This window comes from Streptomyces sp. NPDC005483 (assembly GCF_040606035.1).
GTDB lineage: Bacteria > Actinomycetota > Actinomycetes > Streptomycetales > Streptomycetaceae > Streptomyces.
Window position 1 is genome coordinate 228,955 of record NZ_JBEXEA010000010.1, and the last position, 23,062, is coordinate 252,016.

Here is a 23,062-nt window from a genome sequence, read left to right on the forward strand (position 1 = left end):
GGCTGAGTATGGAAAAGTAAACTCAGAGGAGGTTAGAATCACCCGCATGGATGCAACGACCGAAGCTCTGCAGGACGCCGGCATGGACCCCCGTCTCGACCGGGACACGTCGAACTGCTCGATCGCCCGGACCCTTGAGGTCGTGGGGGAGAAGTGGACGATCCTGATCCTGCGTGAGGTCTGGTACGGCTCGTCCCGTTTCGGCGAGTTCGAACGCGTCCTCGGCTGTCCTCGCAACCTCCTCGCGGCGCGACTTCGGATGCTCGTGGAGGAAGGGATCCTGGCCACCGAGACCTATAAGGAGCCGGGCTCGCGGAGCCGGCCGAAGTACGTGATCACACCCAAGGGCGCTGATCTGGTCCCGGCCGTGATGGGGCTCCTGCAGTGGGGTGACCGCTACCGCGCCGACCCGGAGGGCCCGGCCATGCTGGCGCGGCACCGTGGATGCGGCGCGCACGTCGACGCCCAGATCCGCTGCGACCGGGGCCATGCCGTACGGCCGGAGGAGATCGAGAGCGTCCCCGGCCCGGCATTCCGCTTGAGGCCGGCCGAGTGAACTGAGCGCGCTCGCGCAGATCTTGGATCTCACTCCGCCGCGGTGTGCTCACTCCGTCTGGCCCGGGCCTGGTGGAGGCGGACCTTCGTGCGGTTGCCGCAGCGGGACATGGAGCACCAGCGGCGGTTGCGGGTGGGGGAGCGGTCCACGAAGCGCAGGGCGCATTCGTCCGCACCGCAGACGCGTACCCGCCGGATCTCGGCGGACAGCAGCAGCTCGACGGCGTCCTGGGCGATCAGTGCCAGCGCGGCAGCGGCATCGGCGGCGATGCTCGTGCCTGCGGCGGGCTCCAGGCGCCCGTCCGTGATGGTCATCTGCAGGGCGGGTCGGGGGGCCTGCGCCGCTGATCGGTTGAGCACGGTGACGTCGCCGGACAACGGCACTCGGCCGTCAGCGACCGCGAGTACGGCTCGGTCGACCGTCTCGCGCAGTCGTCGGCCCGACGCCAGGACGGCGGCAGCGCCGGGGTCCTGGATGTCCGGTGCGAGCAGGCCGGCCCGCTGAAGCCAGAGAGCCAGCTCGCCCGGATTTCGGAGAGTTTCCTCCGGTGCGGTCCGCCACCGGTGGCGGAGGGTGTTGGCGAAGTCCAGGCAGACCCGCCCGCCGTCCCAGATCCAGGTGTCGTCCGTTGCCACGCCTCCATTCTGCACGTTAGCTTAACCGTCTAAGACGGTTAGTCATGCGGAAGAGGCGGATCATGGGACAGCCGACAGCGACGACCGGGGTGACGCAGGTGGACGGGGTCCGCCTGCACTACGTCCGAGCCGGATCCGGCCCTCTGCTCGTGCTGCTGCACGGCTGGCCGCAGACCTCCGACTGCTGGCGGCCCGTACTGGCGGACCTCGCGGCCGACCACACAGTCGTGGCGCCCGACCTGCGCGGCTACGGCCTGAGCGACAAGCCCACGGCGGGTTACGACAAGCGGCGGATGGCTGCCGACATCGCAGGTCTCGTCGAGGCGCTCGGCTTCGAGAGGGCCGCCGTGGTGGGGCACGACCGCGGCGCCCGTGTCGCGCACCGGTGGGCGCTGGATCGCCCGGATCAGGTGGAGCGGTTGGCCGTACTCGACATCGTGCCCACCCGGGAGATGTTCCGTCGCCTGGACGCCTCCCTCGCCTCCGGGTACTGGCACTGGCTGTTCCAGATGCAACCCGACCTGCCGGAGCGCCTCGTGGGACGCGACATCCGCGGGTATCTCGAGTACTTCTTCGAGCGGTGGACCTACAACCGCCACGGCCTGACACGCGAAGCAGTCGACGCCTACGTCCGGGCGTTCTCCCGTCCGGGTGCCCTGCGCGCGAGTTTCGACGACTACCGCGCCATGGAGCAGGACGTCGCCCTCGACGACATCGACGCCGCCGCGGGCCGGCGCCTCACCATGCCGGTACTGGCACTGTGGGGTTCCGTGGGGCTGCCCTCCCGCCTGCCGACGCTGGAGATCTGGCGCGAGTACGCGGACGACGTCACCGGTGCCGAGATCCCGGAGTGCGGCCATTTCATCCCGGAGGAGCAGCCGACAGCGATGCTGGCGCATCTGCGGCCGTCCCTGGCCGGCGGGAGTGCTGCCTAGCGCGGGCATCGGGAGCCCGGGGTTGCCGCCCGCCTCGGACAGGTCACCGATGCCGACGATCAGCGCGGCGAACGGATGGCATGGGCGCATCGTCCGCAGCGAGCGCCGGGTGCCGAGTTCCGTGTGTGAGGTCGTACAGGGGTTCCCGACGTGAGGTACCCGACAAACACCGCGGCGACCAAGACCGCCAGACAGCCGGGGTCTTGAGGACCGACAGGCCGTGGCTGTCCAAGTCCAGCAGGGCGCCGAGCAGTGTGATTCGCAGCGGCCGTCAGAGCAGCCCATTCCCCCGGGAGCAGGCTGAACAGGACGGTGTGCGTCGCCAGGGCGAAACCCCGGCCCGGCGCCCGCCCCGCTCCGTACGGTGCCCAGCGCACGGCCGCGGTCGTGGGTCCGTGTATCCGCTCACCGGTACGGCTCCGGCCGCCCACTCGCAGGTGGTGGTGAAGTGGACGATCGTTTCCTGCAGGACCCCGACGCGTGCCTGGCGGTCGGACGCCCAACCCGCTGTCCGGCCGCCGCACCCGGTGAAGATCAGCGAGACGGAAGCGAGCGTGCCGACGGCTCGGCGTGGCCGGCACGCAACGAGGTTTTGTCGATCTTGCCGACCGCGTTCTTCGGGATGGCTTCGACCACGAAGTACGCGGTCGGGCGCTTGTAGCCGGTGAGGCTGCGCGCGCAGAGGGCCTTCAGCGCCTCGGAGTCGACAGCCGAACCCGGCCGAGGCTGGACGTAGGCGACCACCACCTCCCCCCACTTCTCGTCGGGCACGCCGATCACCGCGGCTTCGAGCACCGACGGGTCGCCTGCGAGCACGTCCTCGATCTCCTTGGGGTAGATGTTCTCCCCACCCCGGATGATCATGTCCTTCGAGCGCCCGACCAGGGTCAGATAGCCGTCGGCGTCGAGATGGCCCACGTCGCCCGTGTGCAACCAGCCGTCGACGATGACCTTGGCTGTCTCGTCCGGACGGCCCAGATAGCCACGCATGACATTGGCTCCCCGTACGACGACCTCACCGTCGACGCCCGGCGCCATCTCGACACCGTCGGCGCCGACGATCCGGATCTCCTGGCCGGGGAAGGGAAGCCCCACAGTTCCGGCGCGTCGGGGGCCGTCGACGGGGTTGATGGTGGAGCCGCAGGTCCCTTCGGACAGCCCGTACCCCTCGACGAGCGGGAACCCGTACCGGGTCTCGAACCGGGTCAGCAGTTCGGCGGAGGCGGGCGCCGCGCCGCAGACTCCGAAGCGCAGGGACGAGGTGTCGGGGCGGACATCGTCCGGGAGGGCCGCGAGCATGCTGTAGATCGTCGGCACGGCGCTGAAGAAGGTGGGGCGTTCGCGCTCGACGACATCGAAGAACGTCTCGGGGCTGAACCGGTCGGCGATGGCGACGCTCGCGCCGGCCAGCAGCGGCACGAGGATGCTGACCACGATGCCGTTGACGTGGAAGAGCGGCAGGATCAGCAGGCATCGGTCGGTCGGTCCGACGCTCAGCGATTGGCGCCCCATCTCCGCCATGGCGTCGATGTTGGCGTGGTCGAGCATCACGCCCTTCGGTACCCCGGTGGTGCCGCTCGTGTAGATGAGCAGGGCCAGCGCGGACGAGTCCGCGTACGGTGCCTGATCCGACCCCTCCGCGTCTTCGTGCAGGTCGCCGACGGCGAGCAGAGCAAGACCGTCCGGCGCGACGGCCGCACCGTCCTCGACCACCAGGAGGCGGGCACCGGAGTCCTTGAGCTGTCGGGCCACTTCGACGTCGGTCATGCCCGGGTTGACCGGTGTGATGGTGGCGCCGAGCCGCCAGGCGGCGAACAGCAGGAGCACGAACTCGACGCGATTGGTCAGCTTGAGGGCCACGACGTCGCCGGGGCCGATCCCGAGGTCCTGGAGGTGACGTGCGGCCGCCTGGACGCGACGCAGCAACTGGACGTTGGTGAGGGCCTGGCGGCCGTCCGAGACCGCGGCCCCCTCAGGGTCGAGGGACGCGCGGCGGTCGAGCAGAGAAGCGAAGTTCATGGCGAAGGCGTACCTGTCTCGGTGTGGTGCGATCCGGTCACGGAGCCGACGCGGCGGTTGCCGGGGCCAGCTGGCGGGTGAGGAACTCGATCTGGTCGCGCACCAGTTCGTCGAAGGTCTCGCCGGTGTAGAAGTCGAAGTGGCCGGCGTCGTACCTCTTGATCTCTCCCTTGGGTGCGGTGCGCGCGTAGCGGAGGGTCTGGGCAGGCGGCGTGACGGAGTCGGTGTCGCTGACGCAGAAGAGGATCGGGATGGTGATCTTCTTGGCCGCGCGCCCGGGCCGGTAGGCGAGGATGGTCGGGATGACCCTCGCCGCCACCTCGTTGCGGAACGTCGTTCCCGCGGGCTGCAGCGCCTGGTATCCGGGCAGGGCGTCCGGGGCGTTCATGAGGGCAGACGAGCCGGGCGCGGCGGCGATCGGCACCATTACGGGCGGCTTTCCGCGACCTCTGGCCGCCAGATCGCGGGTCACCACGGGGACGACCTTGAGCGAGGCGGCAGGGCCCAGCGCGAGCGCCGAGGCGAGACCGTCGGTGAAGGGGCACTGCGCCACGGCCGCGCGCAGTTCGGGGTGGCGTGAGGCGACGGTGATGGCATGGCCGCCGCCGAACGAGCTGCCCCATACGGCGATGCGTGTGCGGTCGACGTCCGTGCGTCCCTTGACATAGGCGAGGGCGGCGTCCCAGTCGGTGAGCTGGCGCTTGATCGACAGGAGCTGGCGGGGGTGGCCGCCGCTGTCGCCGAAGTGCCGGTAGGTGAAGGCCACCGCGGCGATGCCGGCCTGTGCGAAGCGCTCGGCGAAGGCGTCCAGGCGCATCTCGCGGATGGCGCCGAGGCCGTGTCCGAGGATGACGACCGGCGGAGACGTGACGCCTGTGGGGAGGTAGAGCCAACCGGCACAGGTGCTGTCGCCGGACGGGAAGGTGATGTCGTGACGGGTGAAGGACTGCGAAGTGGTCATCGTCGGTTCACCGCCCGTCTGTCGGGCGACGGCCCGGCACGCTGCCCGCCGCGAGGGACCGAGCGTAGGTGCCGGGTGTGTAGAGCGGGAGTTCGCCGGTGGCGTCCGTCGTCTCCATGTAGTCCAGCATGAGTTCCTGACTTTCCTTCGACATGACCCTGGCGAAGAACTCGGTGCGTTCGGCATGCAGGCCGTCCTCCAGCGACAGGGAGCCGCCGAAGTACACCGCCCTCTTGGCGGCCTCGACCGTGCCCTTCGACCGCTTTCCGAAGTGCTCGGCGAGTTCGACCGCCTCCGCGACCACCTTGTCCTGCGCAACGACCGTGTCGACCGCCCCGTTGGCGAGGGCCTCCGCGGGCGTGAACGGCTTGCCTTCGAGAATCGCGGCCAGGGACCGGTGGGTGCCGATCAGGCGGGTCAGCCGCTGGGTGCCGCCTCCCCCCGGGATGATGCCCAGGAGGATCTCCGGCTGGCCGATGAAGTAGTCCCCGTCGGCCATGACCCGCAGATCGCACGCCCAGGCGAACTCCGCGCCGAGGCCGAGAGCCGAACCGTTGAGGGCGGCCACGTAGAGGACGCCACTGCGGTTCATCCGGAGGAAGGTCGAGTGCAGACGCTCCAGTTGGAGGGCGCCCCGCATCGGGGTCCTGCGCAGCACGGGTCCGAGGAGACGGGACCGGTCCACGTGCTTCGCCATGCGTACGACGGCGGCGGCACCGCGCCGGCCGACCGTGGGGCTGCTGGCGCCCCCTTCCTGCAGCCACCGGACCGCGGCATGGCTGACGAATCGCTCGGGATGTGCCCCGGTGAAGACGACGGCACGGATGTTCGGATCACGGTCGGCTCGCGTTACCAGCTTTTCCAGCTGCTGGGCGATGTCGAGGCCGAACTCCTGGTGCCGGCCGCCGTCGACGCGGACGACCAGGACGGACCCGCGGTCCTCGATCGCGAGGTGGCCCTTGTCTTTGTATGGCATGAGTTCTGCTCCCTTGCTGAGTTCATGGGACGGAAGGCGCATGGGGGTGGAAGGCGCCTTGGGGACAGCCGCGGATGCGCGGCGCGGCGACGAGGTCGAGTCCACCCCGACAGGCTGTGCCGCACCGGGGGCGGGAGACTGGGCCAGCGTGTGCAGACGTGTTCGAGGACGAACGTCGTACCCGGGACAGCACGTCACGTGCGATGTGTACTATTGCCGTGAAGAATTACATAACCAAGTTATTTCAGGTGTGTCAACGGTGGAGGCGTGCGGAACATGGCGGGGCGGGCAAGAGTCGATGACGCACCGGAGCGGCTTGTGCGGGCGGCCATCGGTCTGCTGGCCGAGCAGGGTCCGTCGGCTCTGAAGGTGCGCGCGGTGGCGTCCGCGAGCGGACTGTCGACGATGGTGGTCTACAGCCATTTCGGTGGGATCCCCGAGCTGATGAGCGCTGTCGCCGACCACGGGTTCAGGGAACTCGGCAGAGCGTTCGCCCAGGTGCCGGTGACGGAGGACCCGATCGCCGAACTCCTGGCCATGAACTTGAGCTGCCGTCGGCTGGCCCGCGAGAACCCGCACCTCTATGACCTGATGTTCGGGCTGTCCACCCGGGCGACGTACCGGCCTCTGCCGGACACGGACCTTCGCCTGAGCGGGCATTCCCCGGCCTTTCGTGAGGCCCACGCTCATGTCACCGCGGCATGCGCACGGCTCGTGGACTCCGGCAGGGTCGAGCGGCAGGAACCCGAGGTCATCGCCGCCCAGCTGTGGAGCTTCGTGCACGGCTACATCACCCTCGAACTGGCCGAGCACTTCGTCGAGTTCGACGACGCCGTGACGCAGGTGCTCCTGCCGATGGGCGTGAACTTCTCCGTCGGGCTGGGTGACAAGCGGGAACGTGCCGAGGCCTCCCATGAGGCCGGCGTGCGCCTGTACGACTCGATCGTCCAAGGCCGCTGAGAAGCCGGGCGGGTGGGAGCTGCCCCGGGCGGGACTAGGACGACCTGGTCTGCGCGGCGGCAGTGGTATCGGTGCCCGGCGTGAGCTGGTCTTGCCTGCCCAGCGCTGCGACCTCGCGTTCGAGAGAGGGAACCGCCCGGGCGGAGAAGCGCCTCGCCCACGGCCAGGCCAGCGGTGAGTTCAGCGCCGCCTTGGCCCAGTTGGCCACGACGACCGCGCGCGGGACGTACACCCGGCTGCGTCGGCGCACGAGCCCGTCGACGATCGCGGCGGCCGCCCGGTCGGGGCTCGTCGTGACGTTGCCCGGATAGGGCAGCCGCGCGCGCATGCCCTGGAACGAAGGGAGGTCCGCCTCGGCGCCCTGGACGAGGTCAGTGTTGATCCAGGAGGGGTGCACCACGCCGACCGTGATCCCCAGGTGTGCCACCTCCCGGCGGTAGGTCAGGGCCAGCAATTCGGCCCCCGCCTTGCTCGCGCCGTAGGAGGCCATCGCGGGCAGCGGCATGAACGACAGTGCGGACGCCACGACCAGCACATGGCCCCGGCTGCGTTCCAGATGGGGCGTCGCGTACTTGAGGGTGCGGAAGACGCCGTTCAGATTGATGTCCAGGACCCTCTCGAACGACGCCTCGTCCGTCTGCCGCACCGTCCCGTACGCCACGACGCCGGCGTTGGCGACGGCGAGGTCGACGCCGCCCATGACGTCAGCGGCCTCGTCGATCGCCGACCGTAGAGCGGCCCCGTCGCGCACATCGGCCTCACGCCAGGCAGTGGAGGGGCCCAGTTCGTCGGTGAGGGCGCGCAACCGGTCGGCTTCGAGGCCGATCACGGTCACCCGGGCCCCTCGGGCGGCGGCCAGGCGGGCCACCTTCTCGCCGATGCCGCGTGCCGCTCCGGTGACAATCAGCTTCTTGCCCTGCAAGTCACGTTTCATGGCGGCAACATAACTTCGTTATTGTTGGAACACAAGAGTCCGCGCACCGCTCGCTGCCCGGCCCATCTGCTGGGTCTCACGACGGGACGAACCTATGCTGGCCCTCATGAGGCGGACATCCTTTGCGCAGTGGCCCTGCTCGATCGCGCGGACCATGGACCTGCTCGGGGACTGGTGGACACCGTTGGTGCTGCGAGAGGCGTTCTATGGCATCCGGCGGTTCGACGCGTTCCAGGAGTCGCTCGGCATCGCCCGCAACACACTGACGGACCGGCTGCGCCGGCTGGTGGACGAAGGGCTGCTGGAGAAGCGGCCGTACCAGACGGAGCCGGTTCGCCATGACTACGTGCTCACCGAGAAGGGGCGTGACTTCTACGGCGTGCTGCTCGCGATGAACCGGTGGGGCGACCGCTGGCTGGCCGGTGAGGCGGGCCCGCCGGTGACGATGCGCCACGAGGCGTGCGGGCAGGACACGCATGCCGAGGTGGTGTGCGCCGCCTGCGGCGAGTCCATGACCGCGGACAACACCCATCCCCGGATGGGCCCCGGCTACCCACCGCATCTGGCCGAACGGCCGGATGTGCGGGAGCGATTCGCACGCTGATTCGGCAGCGCTGTGGTTGTCACGTCACCCTTGACAGGTGAGTCTATCTACGCAACGTTACTGGCCAGAAGCTCAAGTGGGAGTTCTCGGCGGGCAGGGAGGCTGCGGGGTCATGGAGTGGACGGGCGCGTGCTATGCGGACAAGCCGACGGTCGAGGTCCACACCTGGATCGCCGCAACTCCCCCTCAGGTGTGGACGCTGGTGTCCGACATCGAGCTGATGCCGCGCATGAGTTCCGAGCTGCAGTCGGTGGAATGGCTGGACGGCAGGAGCGGCCCCGCGCTGGGGGCCCGCTTCGTCGGCCGGAGCAAGCACGCAGCGTTGGGGGAGTGGGCCACCACGTCCCACATCGTCGAGTACGAACCGCCGAGAAGGCTCGCCTGGGCGGTCGAGGATCCGCAGCATCCGACGGCGATCTGGCGGTTCACGTTGAAGCCGGAGAACGGCGGCACCCTGCTGCGGGAGTGGATGCAGATGGGGCCGGCCCGCTCGGGTCTCTCCTTCGCCATCGACCGCATGCCGGACAAGGAGCAGAAGATCGTCTTCGTTCGTATGCGGGAGTTCGAGGCCAACATGGCCTTCACCCTCGAAGAAATCAGGAAGCTGGCCGAGAGCGCTCAGCCCGCGGACGAGGCGGGTGCCTGATGCGTACCTCCACCACGATCGAAGCCTCCGGTGGCGACTGGCGGGACATCGTCGACTACGTCACCGAGGCGGAGAAACTCGGCCTGGACATCTGCTGGGTCGCGGAGGCATGGGGCTCCGAAGCGCCCTCGCCCTTGGGCTATCTCGCCGCGAAGACGGAGCGCATGCTTCTCGGATCGGGCATCATCCAGCTCGGCACCCGCACACCCATGGCCATCGCCCGCGCCGCGATCACGCTCTCGCAGATCTCCCAGGGACGTTTCCTCCTCGGACTGGGCCCCTCAGGACCCCAGGTGATCGAAGGGCTGCACGGCGTGCCGTTCCACCGGCCGCTGTCCCGGATGCGCGAGACCGTCGAGATCGTGCGACAGGCCGCCTCGGGGGAGAAGGTCTCCCACTCCGGCCGTGAATTCCAGATCCCGCTGCCGGGCGGCGAGGGCAAGCCCATGCGTCTGTCCATGCGCGCCGAGTACGACATCCCCGTCTACCTGGCCACCCTCTCGCCCAAGATGCTGCACCTGACCGGTGAGATCGCCGACGGCTGGCTGGGCACCAGTTTCGTACCCGAGGGCGCCAAGGAGGCGTACTTCGACCACCTGGACCGCGGCCTGGCCGGCGCCGGTCGTACCCGCGCCGACCTCGACATCTGCCAGGGCGCCGAGGTCGCGCTCGCGGATGACGAGGAAGCGCTGCGCGCGATGGTGGCGGGACGCAAGAAGGAGCTGGCCTTCAGCCTCGGCGGTATGGGATCCGCGACCACGAACTACTACAACAACGCCTACAGCCGCCAGGGTTGGGCCGAGGTCGCGGCCGAGGTGCGGGCCCGCTGGCAGGCCGGGGACCGGGACGGGGCGGCAGGGCTGATCACCGACGAGATGGTCCTGGCGACCACACTGATCGGCACCGAGGACATGGTGCGCGAGCGGCTGCGCGTGTGGCGCGACGCCGGTGTCGACACCGTCCGCTTCTATCCCGCCGGTGACAGCCTCGACGCGCGCCTGGCCACCCTGGGCCGGGCCATCGAGCTGGTCCGCGGCATCGAGGACGAGGCGGCCCGGTAGCGACAGGCCAGGGGTGGCGCGGCGGGTCTCCATGCGCCGACGCCGTCCGCAAGGCCCGGGTTCAGATCAACCGCGGGCGCTGATGCCGTCGGCCGCCAGGCCCGACATCAACAGGGTGATGGCATGGAACGTCCCGGTCAGGGCTTCCTCCCGGTCGTCCGCGGCGGCGATGATCTGGTTGCCCTCGCACAGGCCGGCCAGCAGCAGCCGGGCGACAGTGGCGACGGGAACGTCCGGTTGCAGTTCACCGCGTTCGGCCAGAACGGTCAGCAGCCGCTCGATGGGCGGCTGGGCGACGCTGTCGTTGATGTGCCGGTACTGCCCTCCCAGGACCGAGGGTGCCTGGGCCATCAGCTCCCGGTGCAGGGGGTCGTCGATGGTCCGCCGCAGGAAGGCGTGCGTGAGATCGGCGACCGCGGTCATGGCGGGGTGGTTCGGCCCTGTCGCACCAAGTGCCTCGCAGGTCGCGTCGCACAGGGCGCCGACCTGCTGAAGCAGTTCGGTGTAGAGCTCGGCGAACATCGCCTTCTTGTCCGGGAAGTGGCTGTAGAAGGTGCCCTTGCTCACCCGCGCCGCCCCGGTGATGGCCTCGACCGACGTGGTGGCGAACCCGTTGTCCACAAACAGTTTCCGTGCGGCCGACACCAGGTCCGCCCGGGTCTGCTCCGCATACATCTGTCGTCGGTTTGGCCCTCGCATGCGCACCATCGTATATTCAATGACCTGAGGTCAGTGAATGACCAAGGGTCAGTCGAATCGTGACAGTGCCCTTCGGAAGGCAGGCGGAGCCGTGGAAAAGCGCAGGATCGTGTTGCTGGGTGCGACGGGGTACACCGGGCAGCGCGTGCTCCGGGAACTGCTCGCACGAGGAGAGAAGCCGACCTTGGTCGGGCGGAGCCGCGCCAGGATGCTGACCCTGGCGGACCGCTTCGAGGTGGACCTGCCGGTGGCCGAGGTCGACGTCACCTCGACGGCCGACCTCACGCGCCTCGTGGAGCCCGGCGATGTCGTCGTCTCCACGATCGGACCGTTCATGCGGCTCGGTATGGCCGCGGTCACGGCTGCCGCCCGGGCGGGGGCCCACTACCTCGACTCGACGGGGGAGGGGACCTTCGCCCGTCGCGTCCTGCTTGAGCTGGACGCCGTCGCGGCCGTCCGGGGAGCGACCCTCGTGCCCGCGTTCGGCTACGACTACGTGCCGGGCAACCTGGCCGGCGCGCTCGCCCTGACGAGGGCGGGCGAGCGGGCACGCCATGTGGAGACCGGATACTTCATCACCCGTTCCGGACACGGGGACGAACTGCTCTACCGGAGCACCCTGCGCGACTCGTACACCCTGACCACGGGAGGGACACGTCAGACGCTGGTCGCCTCGGCGGCCGAGGACGGGTTCGCCTACCGCAGCCCGCGGCTCTGGGCCACCGCCCGTGTGGTCGACGAGCGCGTGGGCAAGCGGGTGCGTGCCTTCCACTACGGCGGCGTGAAACGTACGGTCATGACCGTGCCGGGCACGGAGCATCTCGGACTGCCGGAGGTCTTCCCCCAGTTGGAGAGCGTCGAGGTGGGCCTCGGCTGGTTCGGGCGGTGGACGCGCCCGGTGCAGATCGCGGCCACGATCCAGGCGCCCTTGTTGCGCTCGGCGAAGGTGCGGGCCGCCCTGGAGCGGTGGTCCGAGCGGCTTCCGGGATCCCAGCGCGAGCCGGACCCCGACGGCCGTTCCCTGGTGATCGCCGTCGCCCGCGACGGCCACGGCCGGCCCCTGGCCACGGCGGCCCTCACCGGCCCTGATCCGTACGAGATGACGGGAGCCCTCCTGGCGTGGGGCGCCGTCCACGCGGCACAGCCGGATGCCGTCCTGAAGCCCGGTGCGCACGGCCCGGTGGCCGCATTCGGCCTCGACACCCTCAGGTTCGGTGCCGCCGAGGCCGGAGTACACGAAGTCGACGGGGCGTCGGCCCGCCGTCGATGATGACGGGGCGGGCATAGATCACGGCGCCGGGGCGCTGAAGCAGGCGTCCGGCTGAAGAACAGGTTGTTCGATCGGGAGCGAGTCGGCCCTCGCGGGAGTCGGCCGCCCCAGCGGAAAGGAAGCCGTCCATGGACGAGCAGGGTGACCACTTCGACGTCGTCGTACTCGGCGCGGGTCCCGGCGGGTACGTAGCCGCCATCCGGGCCGCCCAACTGGGCAAGCGCGTCGCGGTCGTCGAGGAGAAGTACTGGGGCGGCGTCTGTCTGAACGTGGGCTGTATCCCCACCAAGGCCCTGTTGCGCAACGCCGAGCTCGCGCACATCTTCACCCGTGAGGCGAAGACCTTCGGCATCAAGGTCGACGGGGAGGTCTCCTTCGACTACGGGGAGGCCTTCCGCCGCAGCCGGAAGGTCGCGGACGGCCGGGTCAAGGGCGTCCACTACCTGATGAAGAAGAACAAGATCACGGAGATCAGCGGTCGCGGCACGTTCGTCGACCCGCACACGCTCCAGGTGGCCGACTACGATGGCAACACCCGCACCATCGGCTTCGACCACTGCGTCATCGCCGCCGGAGCGACCCCCAAGCTGCTGCCCGGCACCCGCCGCACCTCGCGCGTCGTGACGTACGAGGAGCAGATTCTCGCCGAGGACCTGCCCCAGTCGATCGTGATCGCCGGCGCCGGGGCCATCGGCGTCGAGTTCGCCTACGTGCTGCACAACTACGGCGTCAAGGTCACCGTCGTCGAGTTCCTGGACCGGATCGCCCCGCTGGAGGACGCCGAGGTCTCCGCCGAACTGGCCAAGCAGTACCGGAAGTTGGGCATCGACGTCCTCACCTCGACCCGCGTCGAGTCGATCGACGAGTCCGGCCCGCAGGTGCGGGTCACGGTCACCGGCAAGGACGGCGCCCAGCAGGTCCTGGAGGCCGACAAGGTCCTGCAGGCGATCGGCTTCGCGCCGAACGTCACCGGTTACGGCCTGGAGAACACCGGCGTGCGGGTCACCGAGCGCGGTGCCATCGACGTCGACGGCCGGTGCCGCACCTCCGTCCCGCACATCTACGCCATCGGCGACGTCACCGCGAAGCTGATGCTCGCGCACGCCGCCGAGGCGATGGGCGTGGTCGCCGCCGAGACGATCGCGGACGCGGAGACCATGGAGCTGGACTACGTGATGATCCCGCGATCCACCTTCTGCCAGCCGCAGATCGCCAGCTTCGGCTACACCGAGGCGCAGGCGAGGGAGAAGGGGTACGACGTCCAGGTCGCCAAGTTCCCGTTCACGGCGAACGCCAAGGCCCATGGCCTGGGTGACGCGAGCGGCTTCGTGAAGCTGATCAGCGACGCCAAGTACGGCGAACTCCTCGGCGGCCATCTCATCGGCCCCGACGTCACCGAACTCCTGCCCGAGCTGACCCTGGCCCAGCAGTGGGACCTCACGGTCCACGAGGTCGCCCGCAACGTCCACGCCCACCCCACACTCGGCGAAGCGGTCAAGGAGGCCGTGCACGGCCTTGCCGGCCACATGATCAACATGTAAGGGGATGCGCGTCGCAGCGGCAACAGGGCCCTCTGGAGCTCGGATCGGCTTCGCGCCATCGAGCTCCGAGGGCCCTGATGTCTACAAGAACGCGGGCCGGCCGTTGCGCCCCCCAGCGTGATCACAAGCAGGGTGTGCGATGCGATCTAGAAGAGGGCCGGAGGCGGCACGAAGCCGTCTACCTCCCGGCCGAGCAGCGCGGCGAATTCGATGGTGGTGAGATCGCCCCCGCTCGGGCCCATGGCCTGCAGACCGATGGGCAGTCCGCTCCTGCCCTTGCGTACCGGGATGGTCGTCGCCGGTCCTCCGGAGACGTTGGCGACGGCGCTCCACTTGACCTGGTCCCAGTAAGGGCGTCGTAGGCCGTCGACCTCGAAGTGCCGCCCGAACCAGTCGACGGGTTTGCCGTGGTGGGCGGGGGCGGCGGTCGGGGTGACCGGCATGAGCACGATGTCGAAGTCCTGGAAGAACTCGAACCACCGCTGCCGGAGTTCGTTGCGCACCATATTGGCCTGCAACCAGTGGAAGTGGGACTGGAAGGTGCCGCGGAGGGCAGGTCCGGCGTCGCCCCGCGGGTGCTGGACGAACCGGGCCAACGTCGCCGCGCTGGAGGCAGGAGCGAGGCCGGTGCGGTCGCCCGCGCCGAAGAGCAGAGGCGAAAAGGCCTTCCGATGATTCGTCTCGATGTCGACGGGGAGGCTCGCGGGCTGGACGGTGATCTTCGCACCGGCCGTACGCAGCACGGCGACCGCATCGTCCATGGCTTCCACGATGTCGCTGTCGACCGGACACGAGGGGTCCTCACTCCAGACGGCGACCCGGAAGTCGGCGAGCCTGGTCGCGCGCGGCGGCGCGAGCGTGTAGCTGAAACCACCGTCGTAGTCGGCCGGCCCGACCGTCGCCCGCAGGATCGGGACGAGATCGCGGGCGTCTCGGACCTGTGCGCCGCCGCAGGCCATGTCGGCTTCCGTCCAGCGGCCTGCGCCCGGGCCGTAGGGAACATGTCCGATGAGCGGGATCGACCGCCAGGTCGCCTTGTGGCCGTACAGGCCGTTGAAGTGGGACGGGATCCGGGTCGATCCGCCGATCTCCGAGCCGAAGTCGAACGTGGTGAGGCCTGCGGTGGTGGCGACGGCGCCGCCTCCGGCGGATCCGCCCGAGGTGCGGGTGGTGTTCCACGGGTTTGATGAGGGGCCGAACACCGGGTTGTCGGCCTGGACGTCCTGGTTGCCCGGAGGCATGTTGCTCTTGCCCATGATCACCGCACCGGCCGCACGCAGCCGCTTGACCGCTTCGGCATCCTGGTCGGGCACGTGGTCCTTCAGGTCCACGCGCCCGCAGACGGTGCGCATGCCTGCGGTCTCGTAGCTGTCCTTGACCGTGATCGGCACGCCGTGCAGCGGACCGAGCTCCTGCCCCGCCGCCCGTGCGGCGTCGGCTTTCCCCGCCTCGCGGCGGGCACGCTCGGGGTCAAGGGTCACCACCGCGTTCAGTGCGGTGTTGTGAACGGCGATCCGCTCGAGATAGATCTCGACGAGTTCCCGGCTTGAGATCTCTCCCGCGGCCAGTGCGCGGGACTGCTGCACGGCGGACTGGAAGGGGACGTCACTCACGGCATGCCTCATCTCTGACTCTGACGGCGCCGAGTGGAATGGCGGTCGTAATATTACATTCGGCAGACCATAGGTCGGGGACGGGTGGAAGGCAATGGCCTTGTGGGGGAGGTGCCTGTGGCGCGGCACGAGCAGAGGATTCGGCGCGCACCATAGAGAGGCCCGGCCAGGCCTCGTCGCGGGAGGAACTGCGCACTGTCCCGCCACTCCCGGGCCGTGACCGAGGGCGACCTGAACGCCCGCGCCGCCCCCAGCAGCATCGCGGAGATCGACCAGGTCGCCCGCACCCACAACGAGATGCTGCACAGCCTCTTCGAACTCCTCCGCCACGAAAGCGACTTCACCGCCAACGCCTCCCACCAGCTGCGCACCCCGCTCACCGGTCTGCAACTCGCCCTGGAGGGCGGGCTCGCCCAGGACGACGACGCCGGGCTGCGACCCCTCCTGACCGAAGGACTGGCCACGACCCACCGCCTGCACCACACCATGCAGGAGGTGCTGCGCCCGTCGCGTGCCAGGGAGGTGTCCCGCTCCGCCGCCGGGAAGAACGCGACAGGGCAACTGCTGCGGGAGGCCGAGGAAGACTGGCACGGCCTGTTCGCTCGGGACGGCAGACGCCTGGAGTGCGCCGCACGGGACACACCGACCGATGTCCTGGTCCCAGGCGCGCCCGTGTCGGAGGTGCTCGGCATCCCGCTGGACAACGCCCGCGTGCATGGGCGCGGCACCGTCCGGGTCGCCGTGCGGGACCTGGAGGACGCCCTCGCCTTCGACGTGAATGACGAGGGCGCCGTGGCGGGCGAGCCTGCCCGGCTGTTCGACCAGGGGCACACCGGGGGCGGACCGGGAGCGGACATCGGCCTGGCTCTCGCCCGGGACCTGGCCGTCTCGCTCGGCGGCAGGATCTCCCTGAGCAGTGCTCATCCGGCCACTTTCACGTTGCTCATTCCTGTCGATGAGGACGAAGCACAAGGGGCGCCTGAGTGAGATGGCCTTCTTACGTCGCGTGCTCGGTCGCGGCAGTCTCGGGGGATGCGAATCGGGGGATGCGCATCGTGAAGTGGCTCGGGGGTACGGTGTGGATCGGTTCCTGGTACCTGAAGTACGTGGAGGTCACGCGCTGGCACCACGTGAGGCCGTCGTTGGCGTTCAACTCGGGCACGGTCCAGGGACGGGCGTCCGGCCGCGCGGCGGTCAGCCGCTGCTCCTTCTCTACGTCGCCTGCGTGGCTGCTCCGCTGGTGGTCGTGGCCGGAGTGGTCACGCAGATCCGCGCACGTCGTGCCGCCAGAACCAGCCGTAGACCGTGACGACCACCCGTGCCCGGCCCGGTCCAGCTCCTCCTAGCCCCTGAGCGCCGTCAACGCGTTCTCCTCGAAGGGGCCGCCCTTGATGGTGACCTCCTTCACGGTGCCGATGCCCTTGACGTAGTACTTGTTGTCCACGACGCCGGGCTCCAGCGGCGTCCATTCCTTCGTGCGCAGGGCCCCGGTGAAGGTCTTGTACGGGACGGACACGCGGGACGTCAGGTCCAGAACCTGGAAGCGGTCCTCGGCCTGGCCGGGGTAGTACTCCTGCTGTCCGGCGGCGCCGGGTACGGGGTGGGCGGGCTGGAAGATGCCCGGGCGGGCGCCGTCACGGCCGGCGCGCCAGGTGCCCTCCGTGGAGAGCATGTTGCCGTGGGCGTCGAGTTCGGCGGTGTCCTCGCCGAAGTACCAGACGTTTCCGGCGGCGTCCTGGGCGTAGTAGTCGCGGGTGGCCTCGCGCAGGGTGCGGCCGGTGTAGAGACGGTCCGAGACGACACGGCAGGGGATGCCGGTGATCTTCTCGGTCTCGCGGGTGGCGGTGAGGTACTCCGTGGACTTGGCACCGTCCTTGGTGCCGCTGTAGACCAGCGTCCGGCCGGGCGGGAGCGGGAACCACGGGTTGTCGACGGTCGCCGAGAAGCTGCGGGGAGCGGGGCTGGTCGTCGTCGGTGCCGCGGACTGGTGGCTCGAGCTTCCCGAACCCGAGGAACAGGCCGTCAGCACGACCGTGGCCGTGCAGCCGGCGGCGACGGTGAGGACCAGTGCGCTGCGTTTCATGCCTTTGCTGATCATCGGGACTCCCTCGTCGAACTGTGGCTTCGAGCCTGCTCGCGAGTGGCTAAGGGGACCCTGAAACGGTCCCCACGAGCCCCTGAGAGGTCCCTCCCATCGACTCAGCGTCTCCTTAGCCACACCCCACTACGCTGGACGCCAGCAGGGCCTGCGGGAGGAGGCGCCATGCGGATTCTCGTGGTCGAGGACGAAGCGCCCATGGCGGAGCTGCTGCGGCGCTGCCTGACGGAGAACGGTTTCGCGGTCGACGTGGCCACCACCGGCGAGGACGGCCTCTGGTACGTGGGGGAGACCGACTACGACGTGATCGTCCTGGACGTGATGCTGCCGGGCACCGACGGGTTCGGTGTGCTGCGTGAGATCCGCGCCGGCGGCCGGTGGGCGCCGGTCCTGCTGTTGACCGCCCGGGACGCCGTCGAGGACCGGGTGCGCGGTCTGGATCTGGGTGCGGACGACTATCTCGTCAAGCCGTTCGCACTGGCCGAACTGTTGTCCCGGCTGCGCGCGCTGATGCGCCGGGGCGCCCGTGAGCGGCCCGCCGTTCTCACCGTGGGCGACCTCAGCCTTGATCCGGCGACCCGCTCCGTGGCCCGCGACGGTACTCCGATCACCTTGACGGCCAAGGAGTTCGCGCTGCTGGAGTGCCTGATGCGGCGGCCCGGCCAGGTGCTGTCCAAGGTCGAACTCATCGGACACGTCTGGGACTTCACCTTCGATGCGGACTCGAACGTCGTGGAGGTGTACGTGGGCTACCTGCGGCAGAAGATCGACCGTCCCTTCGGGCGGCAGTCGCTGCGCACCGCCCGCGGCGCCGGCTACTGGCTGAGAGACGACCGCAAGGACCATGCGGATCATGTGCACCCCGTTGGCTAGGCTCCCCGTCCGGCTCCGCCTGACCCTCGCCTTCTGTCTGGCGATGGCGATGGTGCTTACCGCGCTGGGCGCCTTCCTCTACACCCGGATGGGCTCCGAACTGACCCGCGCGGTCGACCTCGACCTGAGGGCACGGGCCGCGGCCACCGTCGGCTCGCTGGCCCAGCGTGAACGGGCTCCGCTGGACGCGGGCAGTGGACTCATCGACCCCGACGAGTCGTTCGGCCAGATCCTCACATTGCAGGGTGACGTCGTCGAGACCACTCCTGCCGTCGCAGCCGCGCCCATGCTGCCGCCGGGCACCGCACGAACCGTCAGCAAGCCAGTCTTCCTCAGCCGCCATGTCGTGGGCATCGACGACCCCGCTCGGCTGCTCGCCCTGCCCGTTCGCCTGTCGGGGACGGTCGAACAGCCCGCCGTCCTCGTCGTCGGCGCACCGCTCGGCGACCGTGCGGAGGCGCTGGACCGGCTGCTGCTCCTGCTGCTCATCGGCGGGCCGCTCGCCCTTGCGGCGTCCTCGTACGCGGGCTGGCTGCTGGCGGGCGCGGCCCTGCGACCGGTCGAGCGGATCCGTCGGGAGGCCGCCGCGATCTCCGAGTCCGAGCCGGAACGGCGCCTGACCGTTCCGCCGACCGGGGACGAACTGGCCCGTCTCGCGCACACCCTCAATGCCATGCTCGCGCGCCTCCAGGAAGCACTGGAACGCGAGCACCGTTTTGTCGACACCGCCGGACACGAGCTGCGCACCCCGCTGGCCCTGCTGCGGGCCGAGCTCGAACTGGCCACGGCACGCCCGCGCGACCGCGCCGAACTCGAAGCCGCCCTACGTTCCGCAGCCGCCGAGACCGACCGGCTCGTCGGCCTCGCCGAGGACCTCCTCGTCCTGGCCCGCACCCGACAGGGTCGGCTCCCGCTGCGCCGCGAACCGGTGTACCTGCCACGGCTGCTCACCGACGCGGCCGAGGCGTTCCGCGCCCGCGCGACCGCCGACGGTGCGACGATCACCGTGGAGACGTTCGGAGCCCCCGAAGCAACCGCCGACGCCGATCCCGTACGGCTGCGCCAAGTCCTGCACAACCTCCTCGACAACGCCCTGCGCCACTCCGGCCCGTCGGGGCCTGGCCACATCGTCCTGAGCACCGAACGAGCGGACAGCGCCGTGAAGTTGTGCGTAGGTGACGAGGGCCAGGGCTTCCCGCCCGCCCTGCTCGCCGGGCCACCGCCGGGCCTGTCGGCCGACGAGAGTGCTGGTGGGCTCGGCCTCGAAATCGTCGTGATGATCGCCGCGGCACACGGCGGCCGGGTGAGCCTGGCCAACCGTCCATCGGGCGGGGCTCTCATCAGCGTGAGCCTGATCGCCGTGCCGGTGCAGGGAAGCGGTGCCGAGGGCTCGAGTGCTGCGGTCGGCTCGTGCGCGGGCCCGGCAGAGGCAGCCAGCGAACCTGGAGCGCACTCCTCGCCGAGCAGCGGCACGGAGTCCACGCATCCGAGGCCGATGTAGAAGCCGGTCAGGCCTCCGCGCAGACTTCTGGCCGGAGTTGGGCAGGGCGACTGCGTGGCCTTCCCCAGGACGTTCCACAACGGCTGATCCGCCTGGCAGTGCGATGGGCCCTTTTCATGACGGCGAGGTCGCGGCCACGACTCGCAGGGGGTGTATGGGGCCGCCCAGGTAGATGTCACCTGGGCGGCATCTTGCTGGGTGGGAGTTCAGCCGGTCGGTCCTGCCGGGGTCGTGGTGGTCTTGAAGCCCTCGGTCTTGTTGGCCTGGAGGGCGAAGTCGTTGGTGAACGTCTTGCTGAGGTCCACCGACCCCTTCACGTTGCCGACCAGTTTCTCCGTTGCCAGGGAGGTCTTCGGACCGCCTGCCGGCATGAGGCCGTCCGGGAGGAACTGACCCTTGTCCTCGGTCAGGGCCTGGATGTAGTCGGCCTTGGTCACCAGTTGGTTCGACACGAACGATGTCGGCAGCTTGTTCGCGATGTCGGTCGCGCTGTGGGTGTTGATCCAGTGCATGGTGGCGACGAGCGCGTCGACGACCTTCTGCACCGTGTCCTTGTGCGAGTTCACCCAGTCGGTGCGTGCGAGCACACTGGCCGCGGGAAAGGCGCCGCCCATCGCTGCCGTGGCACCCTGCGTGGTGGCCAGGTCGATCGCGGAGGTACCGACGCCCTTCTTCTGGATCGCGGCGACCGTCGGCTGCGTCGTCATCACGCAGTCGACCTTGCCGTTCTGCAGCGCGGCGATGGCGGTGGAGCCCGCGCCGACCCCGATCCGGTGGAACTCGCCGGTCTTGACGCCCTTCTTCGCGGCCAGGAACTGCGTGAGGGTGTCGGTGCCCGACCCCAGGTCGGTGACACCGAGGGTCTTGCCCTTGAAGTCGGCGCCCGAGGTGACGCCCGACTTCTTGGTGCACATCTCCCGCTCGCCCGGTGCACCGGAGAGCTGGACGACGTCCTCGACCGCCTTGCCCTTGGCCTGGAACTCGATGGTGTGGTTGTACCAGGCGCCCGCCATGTCCACCTGCCCCGAGGCCATGGCCTCCTCAGCGCCGACGCCACCGTCCTGCTCGGTGCTGAGCTCGACGTTGACGCCGTACTTCTTGTAGAAGCCCAGCTGCTGGGCGAGCTGGTACGGGAGGTAGATCTGCTTGTCGAGCCCGCCGGCCATGAGCTTGACGGTCGGCGTGGAGCCCGAACCGCCGGTGGAGGCAGAGGAGTTGCCGGAGCAGGCGCTGACTCCGCCGAGGGCGAGAAGGGTGAGGACGGACGCGGCGACGGCGGCGGGTCGTCTGGACATGGCTGATCACATTCCTTTGCTGAGGGCGTGGGGCGAGGAAGGGGTAAGGGCGGGGATGTCAGATGGTGTTGGCGGCCTCGGTCGGGGCCGGCGGGCGCCAGGACAGCAGCCGGTGTTCGAGCTTGCCGATCAGCCACTCGGCGCCGAGCACGATGACCGAGATGACGAGCATCGTGGCGAACACGCCGTTGGGGTCGAAGTTGTTCTGCGCGGTCTTGATGACCAGGCCGAGACCGCTCTGCGCGCCGAGCACCTCGCCGACCAGCGCGCCGACGATGGCGAAACCGAAGGCGCTGTGCAGGCTGGCGATGATCCACGTGAGCGCGGAGGGCACGGTGACGTGCCGGATGATCTGCAGCTGCGAGGCGCCGAGGACCTTGGTGTTGGCGAGGATGTTGCGGTCGACCTCGCGGACGCCCTGGAAGGCGTTGAAGAAGACGATGAAGAACACCAGCACCGCGGCGAGCAGGATCTTGGGCAGCACGCCGATGCCGAACGCGACGATGAAGATCGAGCCGAGGACGATACGAGGGATCGCGTTGACCATCTTGATGTAGGGGCCGAGCACGTCGGCGAGGAAGCGGCTCTGGCCGAGTGCGACGCCGACGACCACTCCGGTGACGGCTCCGAGGGCGAAGCCGGCGAGCGCCTCCTGGATCGTGGTCCAGATGTTGGCGTAGAAGGACCCGAACTCGGTGCCCTGCCGGAAGAGGTCGACCAGCCGTTGGGCGATGCCGGAGGGCTGCCCGAAGAAGAACTTGTCGACGATCCCCCAGGCGGTGAACGCCTGCCAGCCACCGAGGACGAAGGCCGCGAGACCGATGCGACCCGCCCACACCAGCGCGGTGCGCCGGCGGACGGCGCTCCTGGCGGCGGCCGCGGCCGAGAGGGGTGAGCCGTCCTTGACCGGGGCGGTGGAGACGGTGGATGTCGTACTCATGCCGTACCTCCTGCGGTGCGTGCGTAGGCGCGCTCCACCTCCTCGCGCAGCGAGTCCCAGATCTGGTGCTGAAGTTCGATGAAGCGGGGCTGGAAGCGGATCTCCTGGACCGCGCCGCGCGGGCGCGGCAGGTCGATGTCGAAGACCGCCTTGACCGAACCGGGGCTGGAGGTCATGACGACGACCCGGTCGGCGAGCGCCACGGCCTCGTCGAGGTCGTGGGTGATGAAGATGACCGACGGGCGGATCTGCTCCCACAGGCCGAGCAGTTCGGTCGACATGATCGCCTTGGTCTGCACGTCCAGGGCGCCGAACGGCTCGTCCATGATCAGGATCTTGGGTTCGTTGATCAGCGCAGCGGCCATCGCCACGCGCTTGCGCATACCGCCGGAGAGCTGGTGCGGGTAGCGGTCCTCGAACCCCGTCAGGCCCACCCGGCGCAACCAGTCGCGTGCCGATGCCTGGGCCTGCTGCTTGGGCACCTTGCGGAAGACCGGGCCCATCAGGACGTTGCCGAGGACCGTCTTCCAGGGCAGCAGCGCGTCGCTCTGGAACATGAAGCTGACGCCGTCGGTGACGCCGTTCACCTCGCGGCCGCCGACCTTGACCGAGCCCTCGCTGGGCCGGTCGAGCCCGGACACCATGCCGAGCGTCGTCGACTTGCCGCAGCCGGTCGGGCCCACCACCGCGCAGAACTGGCCAGGCTCCACGGTGAACGACACGTCCTGCAGCGCCGTGAACACCTCACCAGCGGGGGTCAGAAACCGTTTGGTGAGTCCTGAAATCTCGACTCGCGCGCTGTCCCGGCCGGTCGTCCCGGCACCGGGGCTCGTAGCCACATCGTTTCGTGAAGCCATCTGAGGCTGTCTCCTTCCTGACCTCGGAGGTCGAGGAAGGCAGACGCTAGAGGCCCGCGGGTGTTACGTCGCTGTTTCATCCGTATCT

General features: G+C 69.4%; 22 protein-coding genes. 11 read left to right on the forward strand and 11 right to left on the reverse strand.

Annotated elements, in window-relative coordinates; translation table 11 throughout:
* Positions 1–82 precede the first annotated feature (82 nt).
* Positions 83–556 carry a helix-turn-helix domain-containing protein gene (locus ABZT06_RS21275; RefSeq protein WP_355743087.1) on the forward strand — a complete coding sequence of 158 codons (474 nt, stop codon included), beginning with the start codon at positions 83–85 and terminating at the stop codon, positions 554–556.
* Positions 557–585: 29 nt separating this feature from the next.
* Here the strand turns inward: ABZT06_RS21275 and ABZT06_RS21280 are convergent, their stop codons facing one another.
* Positions 586–1,191: an ABATE domain-containing protein gene (locus tag ABZT06_RS21280; RefSeq protein ID WP_355742823.1), complete on the reverse strand. Its 606-nt coding sequence runs from the start codon at positions 1,189–1,191 to the stop codon at positions 586–588.
* A 62-nt stretch (positions 1,192–1,253) separates the two neighbouring features.
* Here ABZT06_RS21280 and ABZT06_RS21285 point away from each other — a divergent pair, with 62 nt between their 5' ends.
* Entirely contained in the window at positions 1,254–2,126 is an 873-nt protein-coding gene (locus ABZT06_RS21285) for an alpha/beta hydrolase (RefSeq protein WP_355742826.1), read from the forward strand.
* 534 nt (positions 2,127–2,660) lie between these two features.
* On the opposite strand, the gene ABZT06_RS21290 is transcribed toward ABZT06_RS21285, so the two are convergent.
* Genes ABZT06_RS21290 through ABZT06_RS21300 form a run of 3 tightly spaced genes read right to left on the reverse strand, consistent with a single transcriptional unit; the run spans position 2,661 to position 6,082 of the window.
* Positions 2,661–4,145, reverse strand: a complete 1,485-nt coding sequence (locus ABZT06_RS21290; protein WP_355742829.1) for an AMP-binding protein — start codon at positions 4,143–4,145, stop codon at positions 2,661–2,663.
* Between the two features lie 37 nt (positions 4,146–4,182).
* The gene (locus tag ABZT06_RS21295) at positions 4,183–5,106 is read right to left on the reverse strand and encodes an alpha/beta fold hydrolase (protein WP_355742832.1); all 924 of its coding nucleotides are present in this window, start codon (positions 5,104–5,106) and stop codon (positions 4,183–4,185) included.
* 7 nt (positions 5,107–5,113) lie between these two features.
* Positions 5,114–6,082, reverse strand: coding sequence for an enoyl-CoA hydratase/isomerase family protein (locus ABZT06_RS21300; protein WP_355742835.1), 969 nt, complete (start codon positions 6,080–6,082; stop codon positions 5,114–5,116).
* Between the two features lie 276 nt (positions 6,083–6,358).
* Between ABZT06_RS21300 and ABZT06_RS21305 the strand changes: the two genes are divergently transcribed.
* On the forward strand, positions 6,359–7,042 hold the full coding sequence (locus tag ABZT06_RS21305) for a TetR/AcrR family transcriptional regulator (RefSeq protein WP_355743090.1): 684 nt from the start codon (positions 6,359–6,361) through the stop codon (positions 7,040–7,042).
* A 34-nt stretch (positions 7,043–7,076) separates the two neighbouring features.
* Here ABZT06_RS21305 and ABZT06_RS21310 read toward each other — a convergent pair whose 3' ends face one another.
* The gene (locus tag ABZT06_RS21310) at positions 7,077–7,976 is read right to left on the reverse strand and encodes a short-chain dehydrogenase/reductase (protein WP_355742838.1); all 900 of its coding nucleotides are present in this window, start codon (positions 7,974–7,976) and stop codon (positions 7,077–7,079) included.
* 106 nt (positions 7,977–8,082) lie between these two features.
* Here ABZT06_RS21310 and ABZT06_RS21315 point away from each other — a divergent pair, with 106 nt between their 5' ends.
* The 3 genes from ABZT06_RS21315 to ABZT06_RS21325 all read left to right on the forward strand — a co-directional run bounded on the left by ABZT06_RS21315 (position 8,083) and on the right by ABZT06_RS21325 (position 10,287).
* Positions 8,083–8,580: a helix-turn-helix domain-containing protein gene (locus ABZT06_RS21315; protein ID WP_355742841.1), complete on the forward strand. Its 498-nt coding sequence runs from the start codon at positions 8,083–8,085 to the stop codon at positions 8,578–8,580.
* Between the two features lie 112 nt (positions 8,581–8,692).
* Entirely contained in the window at positions 8,693–9,226 is a 534-nt protein-coding gene (locus tag ABZT06_RS21320) for an SRPBCC family protein (protein WP_355742844.1), read from the forward strand.
* Positions 9,226–10,287, forward strand: a complete 1,062-nt coding sequence (locus ABZT06_RS21325) for an LLM class flavin-dependent oxidoreductase (RefSeq protein WP_355742847.1) — start codon at positions 9,226–9,228, stop codon at positions 10,285–10,287. Before ABZT06_RS21320 ends, ABZT06_RS21325 begins: the two co-directional genes overlap by 1 nt.
* 66 nt (positions 10,288–10,353) lie before the next feature.
* Here the strand turns inward: ABZT06_RS21325 and ABZT06_RS21330 are convergent, their stop codons facing one another.
* Positions 10,354–10,986 (reverse strand): helix-turn-helix domain-containing protein, encoded by a 633-nt coding sequence (locus ABZT06_RS21330; RefSeq protein ID WP_355742850.1) that lies wholly within the window; start codon positions 10,984–10,986, stop codon positions 10,354–10,356.
* Between the two features lie 91 nt (positions 10,987–11,077).
* On the opposite strand from ABZT06_RS21330, the gene ABZT06_RS21335 reads away from it, so the two are divergent.
* Positions 11,078–12,256: a saccharopine dehydrogenase NADP-binding domain-containing protein gene (locus tag ABZT06_RS21335; RefSeq protein ID WP_355742853.1), complete on the forward strand. Its 1,179-nt coding sequence runs from the start codon at positions 11,078–11,080 to the stop codon at positions 12,254–12,256.
* Positions 12,257–12,384: 128 nt separating this feature from the next.
* Positions 12,385–13,797 (forward strand): dihydrolipoyl dehydrogenase, encoded by a 1,413-nt coding sequence (gene lpdA, locus ABZT06_RS21340; protein ID WP_355742856.1) that lies wholly within the window; start codon positions 12,385–12,387, stop codon positions 13,795–13,797.
* A gap of 146 nt (positions 13,798–13,943) precedes the next feature.
* Here lpdA and ABZT06_RS21345 read toward each other — a convergent pair whose 3' ends face one another.
* A complete protein-coding gene (locus ABZT06_RS21345) occupies positions 13,944–15,410 on the reverse strand; it encodes an amidase (protein WP_355742859.1) in 1,467 nt (488 codons plus the stop codon).
* Between the two features lie 195 nt (positions 15,411–15,605).
* Between ABZT06_RS21345 and ABZT06_RS21350 the strand changes: the two genes are divergently transcribed.
* Positions 15,606–16,397, forward strand: a complete 792-nt coding sequence (locus tag ABZT06_RS21350; protein WP_355743093.1) for a HAMP domain-containing sensor histidine kinase — start codon at positions 15,606–15,608, stop codon at positions 16,395–16,397.
* A 355-nt stretch (positions 16,398–16,752) separates the two neighbouring features.
* Here ABZT06_RS21350 and ABZT06_RS21355 read toward each other — a convergent pair whose 3' ends face one another.
* Entirely contained in the window at positions 16,753–17,508 is a 756-nt protein-coding gene (locus ABZT06_RS21355; RefSeq protein ID WP_355742862.1) for a hypothetical protein, read from the reverse strand.
* A gap of 165 nt (positions 17,509–17,673) precedes the next feature.
* Here ABZT06_RS21355 and ABZT06_RS21360 point away from each other — a divergent pair, with 165 nt between their 5' ends.
* Positions 17,674–18,381: a response regulator transcription factor gene (locus ABZT06_RS21360; RefSeq protein ID WP_355742865.1), complete on the forward strand. Its 708-nt coding sequence runs from the start codon at positions 17,674–17,676 to the stop codon at positions 18,379–18,381.
* Positions 18,362–19,882: an ATP-binding protein gene (locus tag ABZT06_RS21365; RefSeq protein WP_355742868.1), complete on the forward strand. Its 1,521-nt coding sequence runs from the start codon at positions 18,362–18,364 to the stop codon at positions 19,880–19,882. Before ABZT06_RS21360 ends, ABZT06_RS21365 begins: the two co-directional genes overlap by 20 nt.
* 206 nt (positions 19,883–20,088) lie before the next feature.
* On the opposite strand, the gene ABZT06_RS21370 is transcribed toward ABZT06_RS21365, so the two are convergent.
* The 3 genes from ABZT06_RS21370 to ABZT06_RS21380 are packed head-to-tail and all read right to left on the reverse strand — an operon-like array spanning position 20,089 to position 22,974.
* A complete protein-coding gene (locus tag ABZT06_RS21370; RefSeq protein WP_355742876.1) occupies positions 20,089–21,177 on the reverse strand; it encodes an ABC transporter substrate-binding protein in 1,089 nt (362 codons plus the stop codon).
* A 58-nt stretch (positions 21,178–21,235) separates the two neighbouring features.
* Positions 21,236–22,117 (reverse strand): ABC transporter permease, encoded by an 882-nt coding sequence (locus ABZT06_RS21375; protein WP_355742879.1) that lies wholly within the window; start codon positions 22,115–22,117, stop codon positions 21,236–21,238.
* Complete coding sequence (locus tag ABZT06_RS21380; protein ID WP_355742883.1) at positions 22,114–22,974, reverse strand: ABC transporter ATP-binding protein; 861 nt, start codon at positions 22,972–22,974, stop codon at positions 22,114–22,116. The genes ABZT06_RS21375 and ABZT06_RS21380 overlap by 4 nt, the downstream gene beginning before the upstream one ends.
* Between the last annotated feature and the right edge of the window lie 88 nt (positions 22,975–23,062).

Coding starts and splice junctions, on each gene's coding strand:
- ABZT06_RS21300 (WP_355742835.1), bottom strand. CDS start 6,082: ATGCCATACAAAGACAAGGGCCACCTCGCGATCGAGGACCGCGGGTCC.
- ABZT06_RS21330 (WP_355742850.1), bottom strand. CDS start 10,986: ATGCGAGGGCCAAACCGACGACAGATGTATGCGGAGCAGACCCGGGCG.
- ABZT06_RS21370 (WP_355742876.1), bottom strand. CDS start 21,177: ATGTCCAGACGACCCGCCGCCGTCGCCGCGTCCGTCCTCACCCTTCTC.
- lpdA (WP_355742856.1), top strand. CDS start 12,385: ATGGACGAGCAGGGTGACCACTTCGACGTCGTCGTACTCGGCGCGGGT.
- ABZT06_RS21320 (WP_355742844.1), top strand. CDS start 8,693: ATGGAGTGGACGGGCGCGTGCTATGCGGACAAGCCGACGGTCGAGGTC.
- ABZT06_RS21380 (WP_355742883.1), bottom strand. CDS start 22,974: ATGGCTTCACGAAACGATGTGGCTACGAGCCCCGGTGCCGGGACGACC.
- ABZT06_RS21275 (WP_355743087.1), top strand. CDS start 83: ATGGACCCCCGTCTCGACCGGGACACGTCGAACTGCTCGATCGCCCGG.
- ABZT06_RS21360 (WP_355742865.1), top strand. CDS start 17,674: ATGCGGATTCTCGTGGTCGAGGACGAAGCGCCCATGGCGGAGCTGCTG.
- ABZT06_RS21310 (WP_355742838.1), bottom strand. CDS start 7,976: ATGAAACGTGACTTGCAGGGCAAGAAGCTGATTGTCACCGGAGCGGCA.
- ABZT06_RS21375 (WP_355742879.1), bottom strand. CDS start 22,117: ATGAGTACGACATCCACCGTCTCCACCGCCCCGGTCAAGGACGGCTCA.
- ABZT06_RS21305 (WP_355743090.1), top strand. CDS start 6,359: ATGGCGGGGCGGGCAAGAGTCGATGACGCACCGGAGCGGCTTGTGCGG.
- ABZT06_RS21290 (WP_355742829.1), bottom strand. CDS start 4,145: ATGAACTTCGCTTCTCTGCTCGACCGCCGCGCGTCCCTCGACCCTGAG.
- ABZT06_RS21365 (WP_355742868.1), top strand. CDS start 18,362: ATGTGCACCCCGTTGGCTAGGCTCCCCGTCCGGCTCCGCCTGACCCTC.
- ABZT06_RS21355 (WP_355742862.1), bottom strand. CDS start 17,508: ATGATCAGCAAAGGCATGAAACGCAGCGCACTGGTCCTCACCGTCGCC.
- ABZT06_RS21295 (WP_355742832.1), bottom strand. CDS start 5,106: ATGACCACTTCGCAGTCCTTCACCCGTCACGACATCACCTTCCCGTCC.
- ABZT06_RS21315 (WP_355742841.1), top strand. CDS start 8,083: ATGAGGCGGACATCCTTTGCGCAGTGGCCCTGCTCGATCGCGCGGACC.
- ABZT06_RS21325 (WP_355742847.1), top strand. CDS start 9,226: ATGCGTACCTCCACCACGATCGAAGCCTCCGGTGGCGACTGGCGGGAC.
- ABZT06_RS21285 (WP_355742826.1), top strand. CDS start 1,254: ATGGGACAGCCGACAGCGACGACCGGGGTGACGCAGGTGGACGGGGTC.